The organism is Cupriavidus sp. 05N39, from assembly GCF_056397325.1.
On sequence record NZ_JBFTNE010000113.1, the window covers coordinates 1 to 19993 of the forward strand.

Here is a 19993-nt window from a genome sequence, read left to right on the forward strand (position 1 = left end):
GTATCGCCTTAAGGCGATGCGAGTTTGGGTCCCGGCCGCTCTTTTCGCCGGATCCCGAGGGGGTGTCGCCCCATCCGGCGCGCCTTCTTTGCCTACTTTCTTGGCAAGACAAGAAAGTAGGTCGCCCCCCGCAGGGGGGTGAAACCGCCCTTGACTTTAAGGTTTTAAGCCTTGGAAGTTGAAGTTGAAGTTGTAGCAAAGCCTTCGAAGCCATCCACCACAAACCAACCACCCAAAAACCAAGGAACCAAAAAATGGAAGGCGGCCTAAGCCCCCGACGCCTGCAATACTTCTTCGAAGCCGTCACCACCGGCTCCGTCCGCGGTGCCGCCGAACGCCTCGGCGTCGAACCCTCCATCGTCAGCCGCCAGATCCAGCTCCTGGAGACAGAACTCGGCGTAGCCCTGCTGGAACGCAAAGGCCGCGGCATCGTCCCCACCGAAATCGCCGCCATCGTGATGGACCATTGCCGCGACCGCCAGGCCAGCGAGCAGGCGCTGATGACCCGGCTGGATGAGGTAAACGGCCTGCAGCGCGGCGACATCCAGCTTGTCGCCAGCGAAGGTTTCGTCGATATCCTGATGAGCGGCGTGGTGGACGAATTCTGCCGCCAGCATCCCGGCATCCGCGTCTCACTGCGCGTGGCCGGCGCCTCCGACGCGGTGCGCGCCGTGGCGCATGACGACGCGCATATCGGCGTGGTCTTCGGCCCGCCCGCGGATCCCGCCGTTCGCGTGGTCAATTCGCGCACGCATCCGCTGTGCGTCATCGCCTGGCCGGATCACCCACTGGCGCGCCAGCGCAAGCGGCCCGCGCTGAAGGACGTCGCGCGCTATCCGGTCGCGCTGATGGCGCCGGGCTTCGGTTTGCGCCAGTTGATCGAGATGGCGGAGCTTTCCGAGAATATCGTCCTGACCCCGAGTTTCGTCGCCAACTCGATCCTGACGCTCAAGCGTTACGTCGAGTGCCGCCTCGGGCTGACCTTCACGTCGGCGAACTCGGTGGTGAAGGAAGTCGCCAAAGGCGAACTGGTTGCGTTGCGTACCACCAATCCCATCTTCGAGGCCGCGCAATCGCGCCTGATCGTCAGGGCCAACCGGCCACTGACCAGCGCGGCGCGCGGCATGCTGGAACGCATCGAAGCATCGCCGTTATTCAACGGCGGCAGGTAGGGGCATTGGTCGCAGCGCTCCCGATGCCGCTTGCCGGGGGCTGGCGTTGCCGCCCCTGCAAGCACGCATCAGTGCGCCGGCTCCACCCGTTGTTCCGCCTGCCGCCCAAGGCGCAGGCTGTGATCGTGCAAGGTGGCTTTCATGCGCCTCAAGGAAGCGGTGAGGGCGGTGCGTTCCTCGGTGCTGAACGGCGCTACCGATACCGAGTGCAGTGCTTTCATGCCGCTCCACACACGCTCTACCCTGGGTACGGCGCCCGCGGGGATAAAGGGCTGGCCGGCGGGATCGAACTCGATCCAGTGATCCGCGTGCAATGTGTGCAGGAGGTTTTCAGACTGTGGAGCGGAAATCAGCATCGGGCCAAGATGGGGCTCGTGGCGAACGAACTCGTCCTGACGGATCGCGCGAAGCAAGATCCATTTGGAATAGTCGAGTCCTACATCGGAGAGAGTCTGGTCCAGCACGCGCTGCCACTCGCGCACGCTGTCCATCAAGGCAAGAAGTACTGATTCGGTCGGTTCCAGAGCCCTGGGCCTCATTGATGTTGTCTCCTGTTTCGAGCTTGCCGCCAGACCAGGGGCCGGTGCGTGGCCGGCCCGGACGGCACAGGGATGTGGCGGGCGAGGCCCGCCTTGCTTGCCTGCGGACCAGACAGTAGCAAACAACGGCGCCGATCGCGAGATGCCCGTTCCGGAAGGAAGGTCAAAGAGTGCGCTTTGTGCCGCAAACCAAGGGAAAGTCCCAAGTGGATTGCCGGCTGCGGGATGACGCAGCGCCCGCGCCGCAAACGCGGCGGCGATCCGGCCTGCGTTGCCCATGTCAGGCCGATCCTGGGCCTATCACAGTTCGATGACAAGATTGGGATCGAAGCGCGGATTCTCGAGCTTGCCTTCGCGCGCATAGCCCCGGGGGTTGCACACCACGCGGGTGGCGCCCACCTTGTAGTCGAAGCTGTCGTGCGTATGGCCGTGCACCCAGAGGTCCGGCTGCCAGGCCTGGATCTCCCGGCTCAGGTCGGAGACGAAGCTGGCATTGAGGTGCGAGCCGGCGAACTTGGGGCTGATGCTCAGCGGCGACGGCGCGAAGTGGGTGATGACGACCGTTTTGCCGTCGTGGCCGGCCTGGAACCGCTCGTCCAGCCAGGCTACCGAATCCCTGAAGAGGGCTTGCGACGTGGCGGGCGTGAAGCGCTCCTCGAAATCCGGCGCCACGCGGATTCGGGAGAAGTCCCGCATCAGGGACTGGGCGTCGCGCAGGCCATCCTCGCGCTGCTGCGCCGAGGCGAACAGGCGGTAGTCGGACCACAACGTACAGCCCAGGAAGCGCACGCCACGGTAGTGCCATTCGGTACGTTCCAGCACCTGCACGCTCGTTCCGGCCGCGCCTGCGCGCAGGGCGTCCATGGTGGTCGCCAGGTCGCTGCCGTAGAACTCATGGTTGCCCGCCACATACAGCGTCGGCAGGCGCGCGGCGGCGGCCCACGCCATGGCTTCCCTGGGCCGCCAGATATCGCCGGCCAGTATCATCACGTCCACATCGGGGTTCGGAAAGTCCATCGGATAAACCGAAAGATGCAGGTCCGAAACCAATCCTATCTTCATAAGTCTCTCCTTTGCAGAATGGGATAATGCCGCTAATCCACTATTCCAGCATTCGACTATTGGCGGGCATTGCCTGCAATCCGTAAGTTCTCCCGGACAGAGAGTAATGCAAGCAAGCGATTCGCGAGAGGTGCCCGCGCTGGCCGGCACCGTTGGCCGGTATTGCGAAGCCACGCCCCGGCCGGAACTGCAGGCGCATTTCCAGTGCGTATGGGCCAGCGCCTTGCCGGCCGGTCACGCCGGGGCGGTCGCCGTGGTGCCGGACGGCTGCGTGGATCTGCTCTGGCGCGACGGCCGGCTGCTTGTCGTCGGGCCGGACATCACGGCGGCCAGGCCAGACCTGGCGCCGGGCGCGACGGTGCTGGGCGCGCGCTTCCAGCCTGGCGCCGCGCCGCACTGGCTGGGCCTGGCCCTGTCGGACATTGTCGGTTGCGAGGTCGACCTTGCCGACCTGTGGGGCCGGCGCGCGCTTGAATTTGCCGGGCGGATGGCCGAGGCCGGCACGCAACGTGCCGAGGTATTCCAGAGCCAGCTGGCGAATCTGGCGCCGCGTGTCGCCACCCCGAGCCGCGAGGCGGCAGCCATCTTTTCCCTGGTGCAGGCCAATGCCGGCACGGCGGGCGAGACCATGCCCCAGCTGTCGCGCCGGCTGGGCCTCAGCGAACGCACGCTCAGGCGCCGCAGCATCGAGCATTTCGGCTATGGCGCAAAGACCCTTGAGCGGATCCTGCGGTTCCAGCACGCGCTGACGCTGGCGCGAGTATCGGCGGATGGCGGCCTGGCCGCATTGGCCGCGGACGCGGGCTATGCCGATCAAGCGCACCTGAGCCGGGAGATCCAGTCGCTGTGCGGCATGACCGCGACGRCCCTGTTGCGCCAGCTGCGGGTTTGAGTGGCCGTTTTATTCAAGCTTTTTGGCTGTGCCTGGGCGATCATGGCGCCCATCAATCCAACATCCGACATCAAGGAGTCGCCATGGGAACCAGAGGCCAGGACCGTCAGATCGACAATATCGAATTCAACGTCAGCGACATCGCCCGTTCCAAGGCGTTCTACGGCGGGGTCTTTGGCTGGACCTTCACCGACTACGGCCCTACCTATTGCGAATTCAGCGATGGCCGGCTGACCGGCGGCTTCACCACCGGCGAAGAGGTCCGCCCCGGCGGACCGCTTGTGATCCTCTATGCCGACGACCTGGCCGAGACCCAGCGCCGCGTGGAAGCTGCCGGCGCCACCGTGGTCAGGCCGGTGTTCTCGTTCCCGGGCGGCCGGCGTTTCCACTTCCGGGACCCGGACGGCTACGAACTGGCGGTGTGGTCCGCGGCATAGGCTTGGCCGGCACTTGAAAGCTGGCGGCGGGCGCGCCGCCAGCAGATGTTCGCGTTTTCCCGTATTGTGTTGGCTTGCCATGGTTTTCGCCGTTTTTTGCCGTTTTCCCCCATTTCGCGCGCATTAACCATGCTCCATGTATCAGACAATAGCGAGTAGCTTGTAGCGGCAGGGCGGTGGCGCATCGGCGCGGTCCGGCCGCGGCGGTAACCGGTGAAGACAGTGTCGAACATTGCGGATTCCAATCCCCCAGCCCGTGCCGCGGATGTGGCCATGACGCCGCTCGAACGCCGCGGCATGGCTGCCATCCTGGTGGCAGTCTCCCTCGCCACGCTCGATACGGCGATCGCCAACACAGCACTTCCGGCCATCGCGGCCGACCTGCACGCGACGCCCGCGGCATCCGTGTGGGTCATCAATGCCTACCAGCTTGCCATGGTGGCCACGCTGCTGCCCTTCGCCGCGCTCGGTGGCATCGTCGGGCACCGGCGTGTGTACCTTGGCGGGCTGATCCTGTTTATCGCCGCTTCGGTGGTCTGCGCGCTGTCCTGGTCGCTGCCGACGCTGGCCGCCGCCCGGCTGCTGCAGGGCGTCGGCGCGAGCGCCATCATGAGCGTGAACGCCGCGCTGATCAGCGCGATCTTTCCGCCACACCGGCTGGGGCGAGGGGTCGGGCTGAATGCGCTGGTGGTTGGCGTATCGTTCGCGGTCGGGCCGACGGTGGCGTCGATCATCCTTTCGCTCGGACCCTGGCCCTGGCTGTTCGCCGTGAACCTGCCTATCGGCCTGCTGGCGCTCTATATCGCATGGCCCGCGCTGCCGCAGACGGTGCGCGGCGCGCATCGTTTCGACCGCGTCGCGGCGGGGCTGAACGTGGTCATGTTCGCCTCGCTGATCTTTGCACTGGGGGAGGGCGCGCAGCGCGCGCCACTGCATCAGTCGCTGGCGGCGGTGGCCCTGTTCCTCGTGGCGTTCGTGCTGCTGCTGCGCCGCGAGCGCGGCCATCCCGCGCCAATGCTGCCGATCGACCTGCTCAAGCGCCCCATGTTTGCACTGTCGACCATGACCGCGATCTTCTCGTTCGCGGCGCAGGGGTTGGCCTTTGTATCGCTGCCGTTCTATTTCGAGAGCGTGCTCGGGCGCAGCCCGATCGAGACCGGCTTCCTGATGACGCCGTGGTCAGCGGTTGTCGCGCTGATGGCGCCGCTGGCGGGCCGGCTGTCGGACCGTTATCCGCCGGGTTTGCTTGGCGGCGTCGGGCTGGCCGTCATGTGCATGGGCATGGCGTCGCTGGCCTTGCTGCCGGCGCATCCCAGTGCGCTGGATATCGGCATCCGCATGGCCATCTGCGGCGCGGGCTTTGGCTTCTTCCAGTCGCCTAACCTCAACGCGCTGATGTCGAGCGCGCCGCGCTCGCGCAGCGGCGGCGCCAGTGGCGTGATCGCGACCGCGCGCCTGCTTGGCCAGGCCACCGGCGCGGCGCTGGTAGCGCTGAGCTTCGGCATCGCGGGCCGCCACGGGCCCACGCTGGCGCTCGGGATTGGCGCTGGCTTCGCCGGCGTGGCCAGCATTGCCAGCGGTTTGCGGCTGATCACGCGCGATACCGGCGCGGCTGCCATGCAGCCGTCCGGAGAGTGACCGGCCACCGGTAGCCACCGGGGGCGGCCACGATGACGGCCGGCTCAGAAGCCCACCGGCGCGTGGGGCACATAGGGGGCTTCCAGCGCGGCGATCTCGGCGCCGGTCAGCCCGAGCGACAGCGCCGCCACGGCATCCTCGATATGGTTCGGCTTCGACGCGCCAAGGATCGGCGACGTGATCCCCGGCTTCTGCGCCAGCCATGCCATCGCGACCTGCGCCGGCGGCACGCCGCGCGCCTGCGCAATGGCGTGCACCTGCTCCACTACCTTGCGGTCCGCCTCCTCGGTATGGCGATAGAGCGACCTGCCGAACGCGTCGCTTTCCTCGCGGGCGCTGCCGGCCTGCCACGGCCGTGTCAGGCGGCCGCGCGCCAGCGGGCTCCACGGCATCACCGCGATGCCCTCGGCGGCGCACAGCGGCAGCATTTCGCGCTCTTCCTCCCGGTTCAGCAGGTTGACATGGTCCTGCATGCTGACGAACTGCGTCCAGCCATGCAGGCGCGAGGTGTAGATCGCCTTGGAGAACTGCCAGGCATACATAGACGAAGCGCCGATATATCGCGCCTTGCCCGCCTTGACCACGTCATGCAGCGCTTCGAGGGTTTCCTCGATGGGCGTATGCGGGTCCCAGCGGTGGATCTGGTACAGGTCGACATAGTCGGTACCCAGCCGGCGCAGGCTGTTATCGATCTCGGCCAGGATGGCGCGGCGCGACAGGCCCGCCCCGTTCGGGCCGGGACGCATGCGGCCATGCACCTTGGTGGCGATCACCACGTCGTCGCGGCTGGAGAAATCCTTCAGCGCACGGCCGACGATTTCCTCCGAGGTGCCGTCGGAATACACGTTGGCCGTATCGAAGAAATTGATGCCGGCTTCCAGCGCCTGCCGGATCAACGGGCGGCTGGCTTCCTCGCCAAGCGTCCAGGGGTGGTTGCCGCGCTCCGGCACGCCATAGGTCATGCAACCCAGGCACAGCCGCGATACCTTCAGTCCCGTCGAGCCAAAGCTCACATAGTCCATCTCGTCTCTCCTCCGATGTCATTGATACCGGCCGCCGGCAGCGGGCCTTCGGCGCACTCCGGCATGGTATGCGAATTCCGGCGAGGACGACGGCGCCACGCGCGGCAGCGGTCAGGGCAACACGTAGCCGCCGTCGACGAACAGGGTCGTTCCCGTCGTATAGCCATTGCCGAACAGGAACAGCACTGCGTCGGCCACTTCGTCCACGCCGCCGACCCGGCAAAGCGCGGTGCTGCGGCTGTAGCTGTCGAAGGCGTGCGCGCGCAACTCGGCAGGGCGGCGCTGCCACAGGTCGCTGTCGATGGTCCCCGGCGAAACGGTATTGACCCGCACCGGCGCCAGATCCAGCGCAAGGGCCCGCCCGAGGCCTTCGATGGCGGCATTGCAAGCCGCGTACGCCGAGGCACCCTTGATAGGTCGCGCGCCCGCGGCGCCGGACATCAGTACGATGGCGCCGTCCGGCGAGATCTTGGGCACGGCTTCGTGCACGGCGTGGTACTGGCCCCAGAACTTGCTGCGAAAGGGGCTTTCCACCGCGTCGTGGTCATCGCTGTGGATGGAGGCAACCTGGTAGGCCGCGCCGGGCGCGAACAGGTAGTCGAGGCGGGGAATCCTGGCGAAGAACGCGGCTACCGATTCCTGCGCGGCCATGTCGACCACATGGCCGGAGGCGGTGCCGCCGGCCGCGGCGATGCGGGCCAGCTCCGCGTCGAGCGTCTCTCGCGAGCGGCCGCCGAGGATTACCGCGCCGCCGGCCGCGATAACGCGGTTCGCCACGGCGCGGCCGATGCCGGAGGTGCCGCCGATGATGACTGCGGTCTTGCCGGACATCCCGGTGGATTTCTGCCGGGTTTGATAATCGGCTTGATGTGCAGGGTCTGGCAGTGCGTTCATCGGTGAGTGCATTCTCGGCGGTTTGCTGAGGCGCCAGTGGCGGAAAGGAGATGCCCTGCCATGGCGCCAGGGTCCACGGACTATATTCCCGAACCGCGATCCAATGAACTAAGCATTTCTCATGAGCACAGTCGCCAAATGTCGTCGATCTCATTAAGTGCATTGCCGCACGCAGAAGCAGCATGGGCGTTTTTTTAGGATTCGCATGCAAGACATGCATAACGAAAATTGTCATTGCAGATTCGGATTCGTCTGATTGATTTCGGTGGTGCATTGGGCGTAAATGTTTGCAGGCACCTGCCCGCCGTGAACAACCCAGAGGGAGAGCATATGCAGAAAGACAAGCGGACCGCCGGCATTTGGGAGGCCCAGCCATGATGCGAAGAATTGCCTGCGTTGGCGACGCACTGGAGCGCGGCGGGACGATCCTGCCATATGCAAGCCGACGCTGCAGTTTTGGTGATGCCGGCCACCAGGCCGCACTGATCGGAGGCCTGGCTTACTGCGAAGCCTGCAAGAGCACCGGCACAATTGCCAAGGCGGGCGGGCCGCGTCGGATGCAGTTCATGGGCGAGATTGCCCTGGACGGCGATGTGGTGATGTGCAAGTGCCCACGCCCACAGCGCATCGTTGCAGAGCTTGCCGGCGAGAAGTGGTTCGAGGATATGGGCGCGCGCGATGGTGCATCCGAGATGCGTGGCTCAGGTATTGCGGGAGTCGCAGCTACGGGAGCGCAGGTTCCGGAGAATTTCGACGAGTTGGTGATAGCGGTGAGTCCGAGCGGACCAATTGCCGATTATCCGTATTTTGTGGAAACGTCAGATGGCCGCGGATTGTTCGGCCACACGGACGAGCAGGGACGGCTGCCTCGCATTGCTACGATGGCCACCGGCTCGCTGACGGTCTATTGGGGGGATGAAGCGTTGGAAAAGCATCTTGGAGACGAAGATGCCTAACAAAAAAAAGCAGGTGCCGACCAATACAAAAGTGGACTCCAAAGCGGAGGTGCAGCTCAGGACTGTCTCATTTGCCGAATTGTGGGCGGCCTATCCGGGAGGAACGCCATACGTCGATCCCAAGACAGGAGACGTGCCGCCCGCCTTTAAGAATCAGTGCGCGATTCGGATGAGCGTGACCCTGCATAGGGTAGGGATAGAAATGAAGTCATTCCGTGGCAAGGGCCAGATTCGCCTGGACGGCAAGCGCACGGCTGTTCTGGCTTCAGAGATGGCGGAATGGTTGCGGCTGAAGCCCCTGGCTGGCATCGGCGCACCGGAGAACATCACCGGAGCTGACTGGCAGAAGAAAATCAACGGGCGCACTGGCATAGTTGCGTTCAAGAACTACTGGACGCGGGACGGCGAGTCGGGCCAGAGCGGTGGTCATATCGACCTGTGGAACGGATCCCGGATGACGTCAGGGAGTATCAGGGGAGCGGCGACCAACTTCTTCCGCTTTAACCTAGGATGGGAAAGCGGACCTGGTTATTCTGATCTTGGCAAGGCAACAGAGATACTGTTTTGGGAGGTGAAGTGAGGGCAAGGCTATTCGTGGTGACGGCATCAGCCTTCATTGGCGTGGCGATCGGCATGGCGTTGTGGCGCTTCTGGACTCCACGCTGCAACGAACTCTGTCCGACCTGGATCGCGCTTGGCATGATCGGGACAGCCGTCCTTATGCCCGCTGTGGGTGCGCTCGCCGTAGGGTTGGCAATGAGGCCGAATCGAACACCGGTCTGGCGACGCCGGGCCAGCGTGGGCGTACTCGCGATGGTCTCCGCGATTGTCTTGGCGCTTACTTGGGCCACTTGTTCAATCAAATGAACTGCAAGGGGCAACAATCTCCCCCGAAGTGGACTGCGCCGTGGCGATGGTGAATGTGTCCACGACGAATATGGCCGGCAGGGTGGTGGATAGCTTTGGTTCTTCGCCGAATTCCTGGGTGAGAGTGCCGAGGCGGACCGGGTGGCGGTGGGCAGGATGAGGGTGTGAGTTCCGGGGATGGTCCGGCGGCCGAGTTCGACAAACGGACGTCCCGTCCGTGCTGCGATTTCAGGGTTTGTGGACCGCCCGGCGTTATTTCCGCCTATCGGCTACCCCCCCGCTTCAGGAATCCGCTTAAGCGCTCTGAACGCATCCGGTTCCCATACACGCATTGCTAGCAGCAGCGCGGTTCCGCGTTTCTCAGTCAGAGGGGCGGCCGCGGATTCGTTGTGCAGCGCTGCCAGCTTGCTGCGCATCCTGTCCAGTTCGACCCGCAAATGGGAGTATGCGGACTTCGTCAACATGCCGTGAGCGAAGTTCATGGTCTCGTCAGGCCCGTCGAATCCGCTATCCATGAAATCGGGTAAGCCCTGCTGCAAAAAGAATTGCCGGATAGGGCCGTCCGGCAACCAATCGAAGTCCCGCGCGACGAGCAGACGTATCCGGTTTCCCGGTTTCAGATGCGCCAGGCCCATCCGGTCCAGCACGAGCAGGTTCTTGATGCACTCGGTTATCGACAGGCGATAGGCCGACATCATGTCTTCCAGCGACCAGTGATTCAGCGCACACACGGCCACCAGCAACAACTTCTCATCCGATACGAGTTGCGCTTCCTGTTCACGCGTAAGCTGATGCAGGCGCGGCAGTGACAACTCTGCTTCTTGCAGCAATTCCGCCATCGTTAGACCGAGCAGATCGCAGAACTGGGCGAGTCGCTCGACCGTCAGGCGTCCGCCAGCCAGCAGGCGCTTCACGCTAGGTTCCGATAGGCCAAGCGCTTGCGCAACGTCGCGATAAGTCATTCCCGCAGCTTTGAGGCGCTGCTTGATGGTCGCAATGAGCTGAGTAACCTCGGTCATGAAAGTATTGATATACGATACCAAAAGTATCATTGTAAGCACTTTCTGGAAAAGAAGGTGCGAAATTCGCGACCTCCTCGCATACTGCGCGCCATTGGAAAAGCAAGGAGGCCAGTATGACCATAGGCGCCAGGATGATCAGGACTATCCGTATGGTTGGCATGCGCGCGGGTTCGCCCCCCACGCCGTGCACGTCTGAACTGCCGGGTGGACCTCCGGCGGGCGCTCTTCAGATTGGAGACCTGATTTTCATCCGTGTGACTGCACGACCTTTCCTGGAAGTGGCGAGCGCGACGAACTCATGGACGAATCACGTTGGGATCATTGTTGACAACCGCTGCGATGATCCATTAATTGCGGAGAGCACGTTTCCTCTTGCGCGGACAACGCCGATGACGTCTTTCCTGAAGCGTTCCGAACATGGAAGATGTGCGGTCGCAAGACTCACAACACCGCTCAGCGATGCGCATCGCAGCATGCTGATCGCGGCAGCTGTTAGCAGGATGGGCACCCTCTACGACACCGGATTCAACGTGAATTCGCGCCGCCAGTTTTGTTCTCGCTTTGTTCGTGAAGTCATCCGGGAAGCGACGGATATTGAGATTGGCGAGGTAGAGACGTTCGCAATGCTACTGCGTCACAATTCGCATCCGAGGCTCGCATTCTGGCGTCTCTGGTACCTCGGCCGTATCCCGTGGCAACGGTGCACCGTCACGCCGGCGAGCTTGCTTCGAAGCCCGCTCATGCACATTGTCTTCGATACGCAGAGGGATGCCGTAAGAACACGGCAGCCGGCGGCAAAGCGGGGGACACCGTCATGCTGATCATTGTATTTTCGTTGTTTGCCTTTTGTTTCGTGCTGGAGCGCTTGCATATCGGCTGGACACTGCCACGCGTGCGGACATGACCCGTTCGCGTGCTAGCGCTCAACGGCGTCCAACTGTGCGTTGTGATCGCGGCGGGCTTGACATGGGAGAAGTGGCTTTCATCGCGGGCTGTCTTTCATCTATCGAAGCATATGTCGCCGGTGGCCGGCGGCCTGGTGGCTTATTTCATCGCGACCTTCGTGTTTTACTGGTGGCACCGCTGGCGGCACGAGCACGATCTGCTCTGGCGCGGCTTTCACCAGATTCATCACAGCCCGCAACGACTTGAGGTGATCACTTCCTTTTACAAGCACCCGGGAGAAATGGTCGTCAACTCAATGATCGGCAGTCTGCTCGTGTATTCGTTACTGGGATTGTCACCCGAAGCCGGTGCCGTTTATACGCTGTGCACGGCTGCGGGCGAGTTCTTCTATCACACGAACTGCAGGACGCCCCAGTGGGTCGGGCTCATCTTCCAGCGTCCCGAAATGCACCGCATCCACCACGAATCCGGGCGCCACAAGAACAACTATGGCGACATCACATGGTGGGACATGCTTTTCGGTACGTACGAGAACCCGCGCTCGTGGGACGGGACCTGTGGCTTCGACGACGACAGGGAGCAGCAACTCGGGAAGATGCTGCGCTTTGGGGATGTTCACCAGGGAGATGGTCCGTGACATCTTCATGATCCTGGCACCGGCCCACACCCAGCAAGCCTCACCCATCTCCCTCCACCGGCGGGCCCCCCAGCGCCTTGTACAGGGTGGCGACATTGACGAGCCTGTCGAAGCGATTCCGCGCCGCCGCCATCGCGGCCGTGCGCCGCGTTTCCTTGGCGTCGAGCCACGGCTGGAGCGCGGTGGCGCCGGCCCGGTAGCGGACCGCGGCGAGCCGTTCGGCCCGGCTCGCCGCCTGCAGGGATTCAGCCAGGCGCTGATCCCGTAGTGCCAGGCTGGCATGGCCGGACAGCGCGTTCTCCACTTCGGCGAACGCCGTGTACAGCGACTGGCGATAGCGCACCACCTTTTCCCGGTATTCGTTTTGCGAGACCTGTATCGTCAGCCTTGCTTTCTCCCATTGCAGGAAGGGCAGGCTCAGGCCCGCGCCGAGCAGGGCGGTGGGATCTCGCAGCAACGAGGCTAGCGCCGCGCTGCTGGTGCCGACGAGACCGGTCAGCGTCAATTTGGGATAAAAGCCGGCGCGCGTAGCGTCAGAGTCCGCAAGAGCGGCGCGCAGGCGCCATTCCGCTTGCCGCACGTCGGGGCGCCTGCCGATCACTGCCGCCGGGATGCCGGGCGCGATGCGCGGCAGCGCATTGGTGGGCAGGCCCGGCGGCTCGGCCGTGCCGTGCTCCGGTGGACGGTTGAACACGATGGCCAGGGCCTGGCGGTTCTCGCTGCGCTCCTGGTCCAGTTTGGTGCGTTCGGCGAGCAGCGCGGCCAGTTGCTGCTCGGCCTGCGCCAGGTCGAGCCCGGAGACCGCGCCGGCACGGTAGCGCGCCTCGATGAGTTCCAGCGTGCGCCGCGCGTCCGCGAGGCTCTGGTCCGAGATATCGATCAACTGGTTCAGCAGCCCCGCACGCCAGTACAGCGTGGCCGTGGTGGCGGCCAGAGTGATCGACGCGCCTTCGAGTTCGGCTGCGCTGGCCCGAGCCTCCCAGTCCGCGGCGCCGCGCAGGCTGGCCAGCCGCCCCCACAGGTCGATTTCGTAACTGACGGTGGCATTGATGGCCGACTGGTCGCGCCGCCCGCCGCCGTCCAGCCCCCATTGGCGCGTAGCCCGGCCCTCCGCCGCAACCTCGGGCAGGCGGCTGGTGCCGGCGAGTCCCGCGAGCAAGCGGGCCCGCTCTAGCCGCAGCGCGGCAATGGCGAGATCGTTGTTGGTTTCCAGTGCCGACGCCACCAGCGCGTTGAGCTGCGGGTCGCCGAAGGACTGCCACCACGCGTCCGGCCCCAGGGCACCGGCGGCAGGCGCGGCAAGCAAATGCCGTGGCGCATGCTGCCACTGCCAGGGTACTTCCAGCGCGGGGTTTTCAACAGGCGGGCGCAACTCGGCGCACCCACCGAGGGCAAGCGCGATGATCGACAGCAGCATCGACAGCGAGAAAGGACGCCTCGCCGGCAGCTTGCGCGGGCGGCTATTCATGGCCAAGCGCCTCGATCGGCTGCAGGCGCGCGGCATTGCGCGCCGGCATATAGCCGAAGACCACGCCGATCAGCGACGAGCACACGAAAGCGCCAGCCACCGCGCTTGCGGAGAACACCATCTGCCACTGCGGCATCAGCAGCGCCAGCACCAGCCCGATCAGATAGGCCAGCAAGGTACCGATCGCACCGCCCAGCATGCAGACCAGCACGGCTTCGGTCAGGAACTGAAGCAGCACGTCGCGCTGGCGTGCGCCGACGGCCATGCGGATGCCGATCTCCCTGGTGCGCTCTGTCACGGAGACCAGCATGATGTTCATGACGCCGATGCCGCCAACCAGCAGCGAGATCACCGCCACCGCCGACAGGAACAGGGTGAGCGCCTGGCCGGTACGTTCCACGGTCTTGACGATGCTGTCCATGTTGTAGGTAAAGAAATCCTTCTTGCCGTGGCGCTGCGTCAGCACGCGCTCGATGCCGTGCTGCGCCGCCGCGCTGGGCTGGYCGTCGCGGATGCGCACGGAGACTTCGTCGAAATGCGCCCGGCCAAACAAGCGGCTGCCAGCCGTGGTGTAGGGCAGCCAGATGTTGAGGCTGCTGCCGTTGTCGTCGAACATGCTTTTCTTCTCGCGCGCGACGCCAATGACCACGCAGGGCAGGCTGCCCACCAGCACGATCTTGCCCAGCACCTGCGTCACGTTGCCGAATAGCTTGCGGCGCGTCTTTTCGTCGATCACCACCACTTGCGCATGCTGCCGCACCTCGTCTGGCCGGAAGGGCGCGCCCTGCGTCATGCCAAGGCCGCGTACGCGGAAGAAGCTCGCGCCCACGCCGTGCACGGAGGCATTGACGTCGGCGTTGCGGTGCCTGAGCCGCTGTACCTTGCTGGTGACTGGCGTGGCGCTGTCCACGTAAGGCAGCGCGTGCAAGGCGTCGATGTCGCTTTCCACCAGGGTACGGATGCCGGCGGCGCGGTCGTCGCCAAAGTCGGCGCCCGGGAAGATCTCCAGCGTATTGGCGCCGATGGCGCGGATATCGTTCATCACATAGCGCTTGGCGCCTTCGCCGATCGCCACGATGGACACCACGGATGCGATGCCAATGATGATGCCCAGCATGGTCAGCGCAGTACGCATGCGATGCGCGAGCAGCGCGCCCCAGGCCATGGCGAACGCCTCGGTGAATCCATGCCACGCGCGTGTGCGCCACGGTGGAGCATCGCCTTCGCTGCCATTGGCCACCGGCTCCGCGGCCGGCGGCCGGGGGGCGTTCACCTGTCCGGTGGCAGGGAAGGGTGCCGGCCGGTTGGCGCGGTCGGCCACGATACGGCCGTCGGCAATCTCGATGATGCGCCCGGCGTTGCGCGCGAGCCCCATGTCGTGCGTCACGATGATGACCGTGTGGCCGAGCGCATGCAGCTCGCGCAGGATCGCCAGGACTTCCTGCCCGCTGTGGCTGTCCAGCGCGCCGGTGGGCTCATCCGCCAGGATGACCTGGCCGCCGTTCATCAGCGCGCGGGCGATGCTCGCGCGCTGCTGCTGTCCGCCGGAGAGCTGGGCGGGGCGATGGCCGGCGCGGTCGCCGAGGCCGAGCCGGGCCAGCAGCCGGAGCGCGCGGGCACGGCGGGCGGCGCGGTCGGTGGCGGCGTAGATGGCAGGCACTTCCACGTTCTCCGCCGCGGATAGCCGGGCCAGCAGGTGGTAGCGCTGGAAGATGAAGCCGAAGCGCTCCCGGCGCAGGCGCGCCAGCGCATCGTCGTCCAGCACGGCGACATCCTGCCCGGCTACCAGGTAGCGGCCGGCGCTGGCCTGGTCCAGGCAGCCCAGGATATGCATCAGCGTGGACTTGCCCGAGCCGGAAGCGCCGACGATGGCCACCATCTCGCCCGCGCAGATGGCCAGGCTGATCTGGCGCAGGACCGGGATGTCCTGGTCGCCGGCGCGGTAGCTGCGCTCCACGTGTTGCAGCAGCAGGAGGGGCGCCTGTGTCATGGCTCCCCCTTGCCGGCCATGGCGCTGGCATCGCCCGTGATGACGCGATCGCCTTCCACCAGGCCGGAGAGCACCTGGGCGTGCACGTTGTTGGCGAGGCCGGTGCGCACTTGCACGCTCTCCACGTGCTGGCCTGCGCGCAGCACCCGTACCGCAGCCGTGCCATCCTTGTCGCGCGTGCCCAGCGCCGCCAGCGGGACCAGCAGGGTGTTCCTGGCCTCGCCCAGCATGATCGCGACCTGGGCCGTCATGTCGATGCGCAGCTTGTGCTCGGGGTTCGGCACGTCGAACAGCGCGTTGAAGAACACGGCGTTATTGATCTTCTCCGGCGAGGGCTGGATGGCCTGCAGCCGCGCATGATAGCGCCGGTCCGGCTCGCCCAGGATGGTGAAGTAGACCGCCTGCCCGTCGCCGATGCGGATCACGTCGGCTTCGGACACCTGCGCCTTGACGGTCATGGCGCCCAGGTCCGCCAGTTTGAGGATGGTCGGCACCTGGTAGGACGCCACCACGGTCTGGCCCTCCAGCGTATTGAGCGCCACCACCTCGCCATCCATCGGCGCGACGATGCGGGTATAGCCAAGATCGATCCGCGCCGACTCGGCCTTGATGTCCAGCTGGGCGATGTCGGCATCCAGCGCGGTCAGCTCGGCCTGCAGCGCGCGCAGGTCGGCTTCGGCGATCTCAAGCTCCTGGTGCGATGCCGCCTCCTGCGCCTGCAGGCCGCGCTGGCGTTGCCAGTGCAGGCGGGCTTGCCGCAAGCGCGACAGCTTGGCCTCCCGCCGCGCCTTGCCGCTGGCCAGTGCCGCGACGGCCTGGCGCTGGGCGTTCTCCAGCAGCACGGGATCGATCTGCGCCAGGAGCTGGCCGCGCGTGACCTTGTCCCCCAGCTTGACCTTCAGCGATTTCAGCTGGCCGTTGACCTGTGCGCCGACCTCGACCTGGCGCACAGGTTGCAGCACGCCATTGGCCAGCACGGAGACCTCCAGGTCGCCGCGGGTCACGAGCGCCGTGATGTACTCGGGCTGCGTGGCCGGCGTCAGGTGCCAGAAGGCCAGCGCGGCCAAGGCGGATAGTGCGGTCAGCGCGGCGATGACGGGGCGCCGGAGACGTCCTGGTTCTTTAGACATCTGGTTGGAGTGCGTGATGGAATGGCAGGCTCGCATTCTCGATGCCAGACGCGGCCATGTCTGTGGGAATTCCATTCTTAACTGTATGAAAGTGTGCCAGGACGTGATTGTTTGTCTTTGCCCCTGGCAAGACCGGCAGCACGGGCGGGAAGGCGCGGCCAGTGCCTGCACACTTATGCACAAAAACAGGACGATTTTCTAATCATTATTTATGGATTTCTATGTATCGTGACCGGTCATTTATTGGGAATCATGAATGCCTATGTCAATGAATAATGCGATGTACGAAATCCGGATGGCGGGCGGGCAGGTGGCACCAGGGGAATGAAATGGCGCGGCGCGCTCTGCGTGGCTTTGTCCATGCTCGGTGTACCGGAACTGGCAAATGCAGCGGATCCGCAGCCTCGGTTCCTGCCGGGGGCGGTCAGCATGCATCTGGGGTTTGGCGACGGCTACAAGCGCCTCTCGCTGAATTGGGAAAGCTCGCCGTTATGGAGCCACCAGTTCAGCGGGCGCTGGGGCCGCCTGGACCTGACCGGCGAGCTTGGCGTGTCCTACTGGTGGGCGAACGGCGGCCGCACGCCCGCCAGCGCCTGGCAAGCGAGCGCCATTCCGATGCTGCGCTGCTGGGTGAGCGAGCGGATCTACCTGGAGGCAGGGGTGGGCCTGACGGCATTCAGCGGCGCGAGCTTCGCCGGCAAGCAGATCAGTACGGCCTTCCAGTTTGGGGACCATGTCGGCCTGGGGTATCAGGTATCGCGAGCGGATCGCATCGGGTTCAGGTACTCGCATTTCTCCAACGCGGGCATTAAGCGGCCCAATCCCGGGCTGGATGTCTTTCAACTGACCTACACGCGCAGTTTCTGAGCGGGTCAGCCCGGTTGCGCGGCCGCTCGCGCATCGGTGTCCGGCGAGGCGTACAGGGCGGGCAGCGTGATCACGAACCGCGCGCCGCCTGCCTCGCCGCTGCCAAGCGAAACCTGGCCGCCATGCGCCATCGCGATGCGCCGGACGATCGCCAGGTCCAGGCCGACGCGGTTGAGGCGGTCGCCGCTGCCTGCGGTGCGATGGAAGGGCTCGAAGATGCGCGCGCTCTCTTCGGGCGGTACGGCCGGGCCGTCGTCCTCGACCACGAGGGACAGGGTGCCGGCGGCATCGGTATGGGCCTCGATGGCGACGGTGCCGCGCGCGTTGCGGATCGCATTGCGGCAAAGCTTGAGTAGCGCCCGCGTCACCAGGCGGGGGTCGCAAAGGTGGCGCGCATACGGGCGGCTGTTGCGCACATGCAGGACCAGCCCCCGGTCTGCCGTATCCCGCGCAACGACGGYGACAACACTATCGATCATCTCCGCGCTGGTGACCAGCGTTGGCCTCACGGGTGTCGCGCCTTGCTCCAGCTGGCCGAGCGTGAGCAACTCTGTCACCAGTTCGTCCAGCTCCCGCACATCCACGCGCAGCTTTTCGAGGCCCCGGGCGCGCCGCGCCGGGTCTTGCTTTGCGTCGCCGGACCGCAGCAGGGCAATGCCAAACTCCAGTCGCGTGATCGGCGTCTTCAGTTCGTGCGAAATGCCATGGATCATCTCGCGCTGCTGCAGGACCGAGGCTTCGATGCGGGACGCCATGTCATCGAACTGGCGGGCCAGCTGATAGACGTTGGAACGCCTGGACAAGCCGGCGCGTGTCGAGAGCTTGCCACTGCCGAATTGCTTTGCCGCCTCGCGCAAGGCATTGAGTTCGCGCCAGTGATAGAAGAGCCAGGCAACCACGGCGAGCAAGGTGGTGCCGGCGAGCAGTGCATATGCAATGAGCTCGATATTGGTGTAGTCCAGATTCCGCTTGCTCATATGCAGGATCTGGCCATCGTGCAAAGGCAGGTAGGCGTCGTCGCCGTCCGTGCCGAATACCAGCTTGCCATCGCGCAGGTCGCGCAGCCGCCGCTCGCCAAGATGGCCCGCGGCGTCCATGCCGATCAGGGCGAAGCTCTCGCTCGCATGGTCTTGCAGCCTGGTCAGCTCGGCCCGGCGCCCGTCGCCTTCGTACCGCTCCAGATAGAGGGAAAGCAGGTAGCTGTAGCTTTTTTCCCTCTCGCGTTCCGTCTCGCTGAGTTGCTGGTGGTAGGCCGGGACCAGCACATGGTCGATCGCGGCGAGCCCGGCGGCTACGCCAAGGATCAGCACCAGGTAGAGCTTGAGCAGTGAGCGAACCATGGATTCATTGACTCCTTCCTGCCAGGCAGGCCGGCGCTGGCTATTGTGAACGGATTTGCGTGCGTCGGAAACGCGCGAGGCTACGCGATCGCCGTCTTGGGCGATGCGATTCTAGCGGCGATCAAATTGCCAATTGGCGCCGAAATAAACTCCAGACAAATCCGCACAATTCCGCACATATTCGCGTCACTTTCCAACAGACACGGGTAGCCCCCCGTCCCTAAACTCTGGGGCTTGTTCAAGGGGCCATGGGTGAAACGAATGCTTGGTAAATATGTAAGGACCGGCGCAATTCTAGCCAGCGGAATCGGTTGCGCCGGCGTGCAGGCGGAGAACGTCTACACCGTGGGGCTGGTCGCCGGCGCGGCACCGCGATACGAAGGCAGTAACGAATACAGGCCGGTGATCGGGCCACTGTTCAGCGCGGATTTCGGCAACGGGTTTTTCGTCAGCCCGCTGCGCGGGGGGATTGGCTACGGTCACAAGTTTTCCAACGGCATGTTCGCCTCTGTCGGCCTCGACTATGACGTTGGGCGTACCGACCGCAAGCGAGTCGATTTGCCCGGTTCGGATTACCTGAAAGGCATGGGCCGTATCCCCGGATCGTTCATGGGAGCGTTCCAGGTCGGCATGCCTATCTATGGCGACGCCACGCTCAGCATCACCCTCGATGCGCCGCTGACCAACAGGGATCGCGGGCTGAGCGGCCATATCGACATGGACGTGCCGGTGTACAAGGCCGGCCGGCACCTGGTGAGCATCAGTCCCAGCCTGCATTACGGCTCGCGGCGCTATACGCAGACCTTCTTCGGCGTGACCGACGCGCAGGCTGCCAACAGCAGCTTCCGGCCCTATTCCACCAAGGCGGGTTTCGACCGCGCCAGCCTGTCGCTGTCCTGGAGCTATGAGATATCGCGCGCCTGGTCGGTGCACAGCATTGTCTCGGTGAGCCGCCTGCTGGGCGATAGCGCAAACAGCCCGATCGTGCAGTCCAGGCAGTCATATGTCGGGCTGACCTCGCTCAACTACAGCTTCTAGCATCGCATCCGACTTTCATTCGCAGAGGGAAGACATGAAGCCGCGAATCCCCATCCTGATGTATCACCAGATCGACGCGCCGCCACCTCGCGGCACGCCGATGCGCGGCCTCGTGG

20 protein-coding genes are annotated in these 19993 nt (G+C 64.8%); 10 read left to right on the top strand and 10 right to left on the bottom strand.

Annotated elements, in window-relative coordinates:
- Positions 1-254: 254 nt before the first annotated feature.
- Positions 255-1172 carry a LysR family transcriptional regulator gene (locus tag AC1DN0_RS34390; protein ID WP_441636331.1) on the top strand — a complete coding sequence of 306 codons (918 nt, stop codon included), beginning with the start codon at positions 255-257 and terminating at the stop codon, positions 1170-1172.
- Positions 1173-1240: 68 nt separating this feature from the next.
- On the opposite strand, the gene AC1DN0_RS34395 is transcribed toward AC1DN0_RS34390, so the two are convergent.
- The gene (locus tag AC1DN0_RS34395; RefSeq protein ID WP_441636333.1) at positions 1241-1711 is read right to left on the bottom strand and encodes a MarR family transcriptional regulator; all 471 of its coding nucleotides are present in this window, start codon (positions 1709-1711) and stop codon (positions 1241-1243) included.
- Between the two features lie 300 nt (positions 1712-2011).
- The gene (locus AC1DN0_RS34400) at positions 2012-2773 is read right to left on the bottom strand and encodes a metallophosphoesterase (RefSeq protein ID WP_441636335.1); all 762 of its coding nucleotides are present in this window, start codon (positions 2771-2773) and stop codon (positions 2012-2014) included.
- A 106-nt stretch (positions 2774-2879) separates the two neighbouring features.
- Here AC1DN0_RS34400 and AC1DN0_RS34405 point away from each other — a divergent pair, with 106 nt between their 5' ends.
- Positions 2880-3665 carry a helix-turn-helix domain-containing protein gene (locus AC1DN0_RS34405; protein ID WP_477146352.1) on the top strand — a complete coding sequence of 262 codons (786 nt, stop codon included), beginning with the start codon at positions 2880-2882 and terminating at the stop codon, positions 3663-3665.
- 83 nt (positions 3666-3748) lie between these two features.
- Positions 3749-4102, top strand: a complete 354-nt coding sequence (locus AC1DN0_RS34410; RefSeq protein WP_035859727.1) for a VOC family protein — start codon at positions 3749-3751, stop codon at positions 4100-4102.
- Here AC1DN0_RS34410 and AC1DN0_RS34415 read toward each other — a convergent pair.
- The gene (locus AC1DN0_RS34415; protein ID WP_441636339.1) at positions 4072-4335 is read right to left on the bottom strand and encodes a hypothetical protein; all 264 of its coding nucleotides are present in this window, start codon (positions 4333-4335) and stop codon (positions 4072-4074) included. The two genes, AC1DN0_RS34410 and AC1DN0_RS34415, sit on opposite strands and share 31 nt — an antisense overlap.
- Before the next feature lie 40 nt (positions 4336-4375).
- On the opposite strand from AC1DN0_RS34415, the gene AC1DN0_RS34420 reads away from it, so the two are divergent.
- Positions 4376-5740, top strand: coding sequence for an MFS transporter (locus tag AC1DN0_RS34420; RefSeq protein WP_441636341.1), 1365 nt, complete (start codon positions 4376-4378; stop codon positions 5738-5740).
- 44 nt (positions 5741-5784) lie between these two features.
- On the opposite strand, the gene AC1DN0_RS34425 is transcribed toward AC1DN0_RS34420, so the two are convergent.
- Together AC1DN0_RS34425 and AC1DN0_RS34430 are read right to left on the bottom strand one after the other, a co-directional pair.
- The gene (locus AC1DN0_RS34425; RefSeq protein ID WP_441636343.1) at positions 5785-6762 is read right to left on the bottom strand and encodes an aldo/keto reductase; all 978 of its coding nucleotides are present in this window, start codon (positions 6760-6762) and stop codon (positions 5785-5787) included.
- Between the two features lie 111 nt (positions 6763-6873).
- Positions 6874-7593 (bottom strand): SDR family oxidoreductase, encoded by a 720-nt coding sequence (locus AC1DN0_RS34430; RefSeq protein WP_441636345.1) that lies wholly within the window; start codon positions 7591-7593, stop codon positions 6874-6876.
- A 437-nt stretch (positions 7594-8030) separates the two neighbouring features.
- Between AC1DN0_RS34430 and AC1DN0_RS34435 the strand changes: the two genes are divergently transcribed.
- The gene (locus AC1DN0_RS34435) at positions 8031-8612 is read left to right on the top strand and encodes a PAAR domain-containing protein (protein ID WP_441636347.1); all 582 of its coding nucleotides are present in this window, start codon (positions 8031-8033) and stop codon (positions 8610-8612) included.
- Positions 8605-9192 (top strand): type VI secretion system amidase effector protein Tae4, encoded by a 588-nt coding sequence (locus AC1DN0_RS34440; RefSeq protein ID WP_441636349.1) that lies wholly within the window; start codon positions 8605-8607, stop codon positions 9190-9192. The genes AC1DN0_RS34435 and AC1DN0_RS34440 overlap by 8 nt, the downstream gene beginning before the upstream one ends.
- A gap of 556 nt (positions 9193-9748) precedes the next feature.
- Here the strand turns inward: AC1DN0_RS34440 and AC1DN0_RS34445 are convergent.
- On the bottom strand, positions 9749-10498 hold the full coding sequence (locus AC1DN0_RS34445) for a helix-turn-helix domain-containing protein (RefSeq protein WP_441636351.1): 750 nt from the start codon (positions 10496-10498) through the stop codon (positions 9749-9751).
- 116 nt (positions 10499-10614) lie between these two features.
- Between AC1DN0_RS34445 and AC1DN0_RS34450 the strand changes: the two genes are divergently transcribed.
- Together AC1DN0_RS34450 and AC1DN0_RS34455 are read left to right on the top strand one after the other, a co-directional pair.
- Positions 10615-11322, top strand: a complete 708-nt coding sequence (locus AC1DN0_RS34450; RefSeq protein WP_441636353.1) for a YebB family permuted papain-like enzyme — start codon at positions 10615-10617, stop codon at positions 11320-11322.
- 92 nt (positions 11323-11414) lie between these two features.
- Positions 11415-12044: a sterol desaturase family protein gene (locus AC1DN0_RS34455; protein WP_441636355.1), complete on the top strand. Its 630-nt coding sequence runs from the start codon at positions 11415-11417 to the stop codon at positions 12042-12044.
- 40 nt (positions 12045-12084) lie between these two features.
- Here AC1DN0_RS34455 and AC1DN0_RS34460 read toward each other — a convergent pair whose 3' ends face one another.
- From AC1DN0_RS34460 to macA, 3 genes are read right to left on the bottom strand one after another with little or no spacing between them, the layout of a single operon-like run.
- On the bottom strand, positions 12085-13512 hold the full coding sequence (locus tag AC1DN0_RS34460) for an efflux transporter outer membrane subunit (RefSeq protein ID WP_441636357.1): 1428 nt from the start codon (positions 13510-13512) through the stop codon (positions 12085-12087).
- On the bottom strand, positions 13505-15502 hold the full coding sequence (locus tag AC1DN0_RS34465) for a MacB family efflux pump subunit (protein WP_477146353.1): 1998 nt from the start codon (positions 15500-15502) through the stop codon (positions 13505-13507). The genes AC1DN0_RS34460 and AC1DN0_RS34465 overlap by 8 nt, the downstream gene beginning before the upstream one ends.
- Positions 15499-16632, bottom strand: a complete 1134-nt coding sequence (gene macA, locus AC1DN0_RS34470; protein ID WP_441636532.1) for a macrolide transporter subunit MacA — start codon at positions 16630-16632, stop codon at positions 15499-15501. The genes AC1DN0_RS34465 and macA overlap by 4 nt, the downstream gene beginning before the upstream one ends.
- A gap of 360 nt (positions 16633-16992) precedes the next feature.
- On the opposite strand from macA, the gene AC1DN0_RS34475 reads away from it, so the two are divergent.
- Entirely contained in the window at positions 16993-17499 is a 507-nt protein-coding gene (locus tag AC1DN0_RS34475; protein WP_441636530.1) for an acyloxyacyl hydrolase, read from the top strand.
- 5 nt (positions 17500-17504) lie between these two features.
- Here AC1DN0_RS34475 and AC1DN0_RS34480 read toward each other — a convergent pair whose 3' ends face one another.
- The gene (locus tag AC1DN0_RS34480) at positions 17505-18839 is read right to left on the bottom strand and encodes an ATP-binding protein (protein WP_477146354.1); all 1335 of its coding nucleotides are present in this window, start codon (positions 18837-18839) and stop codon (positions 17505-17507) included.
- 261 nt (positions 18840-19100) lie between these two features.
- On the opposite strand from AC1DN0_RS34480, the gene AC1DN0_RS34485 reads away from it, so the two are divergent.
- Complete coding sequence (locus AC1DN0_RS34485; protein ID WP_477104463.1) at positions 19101-19877, top strand: MipA/OmpV family protein; 777 nt, start codon at positions 19101-19103, stop codon at positions 19875-19877.
- Positions 19878-19993: the final 116 nt, after the last annotated feature.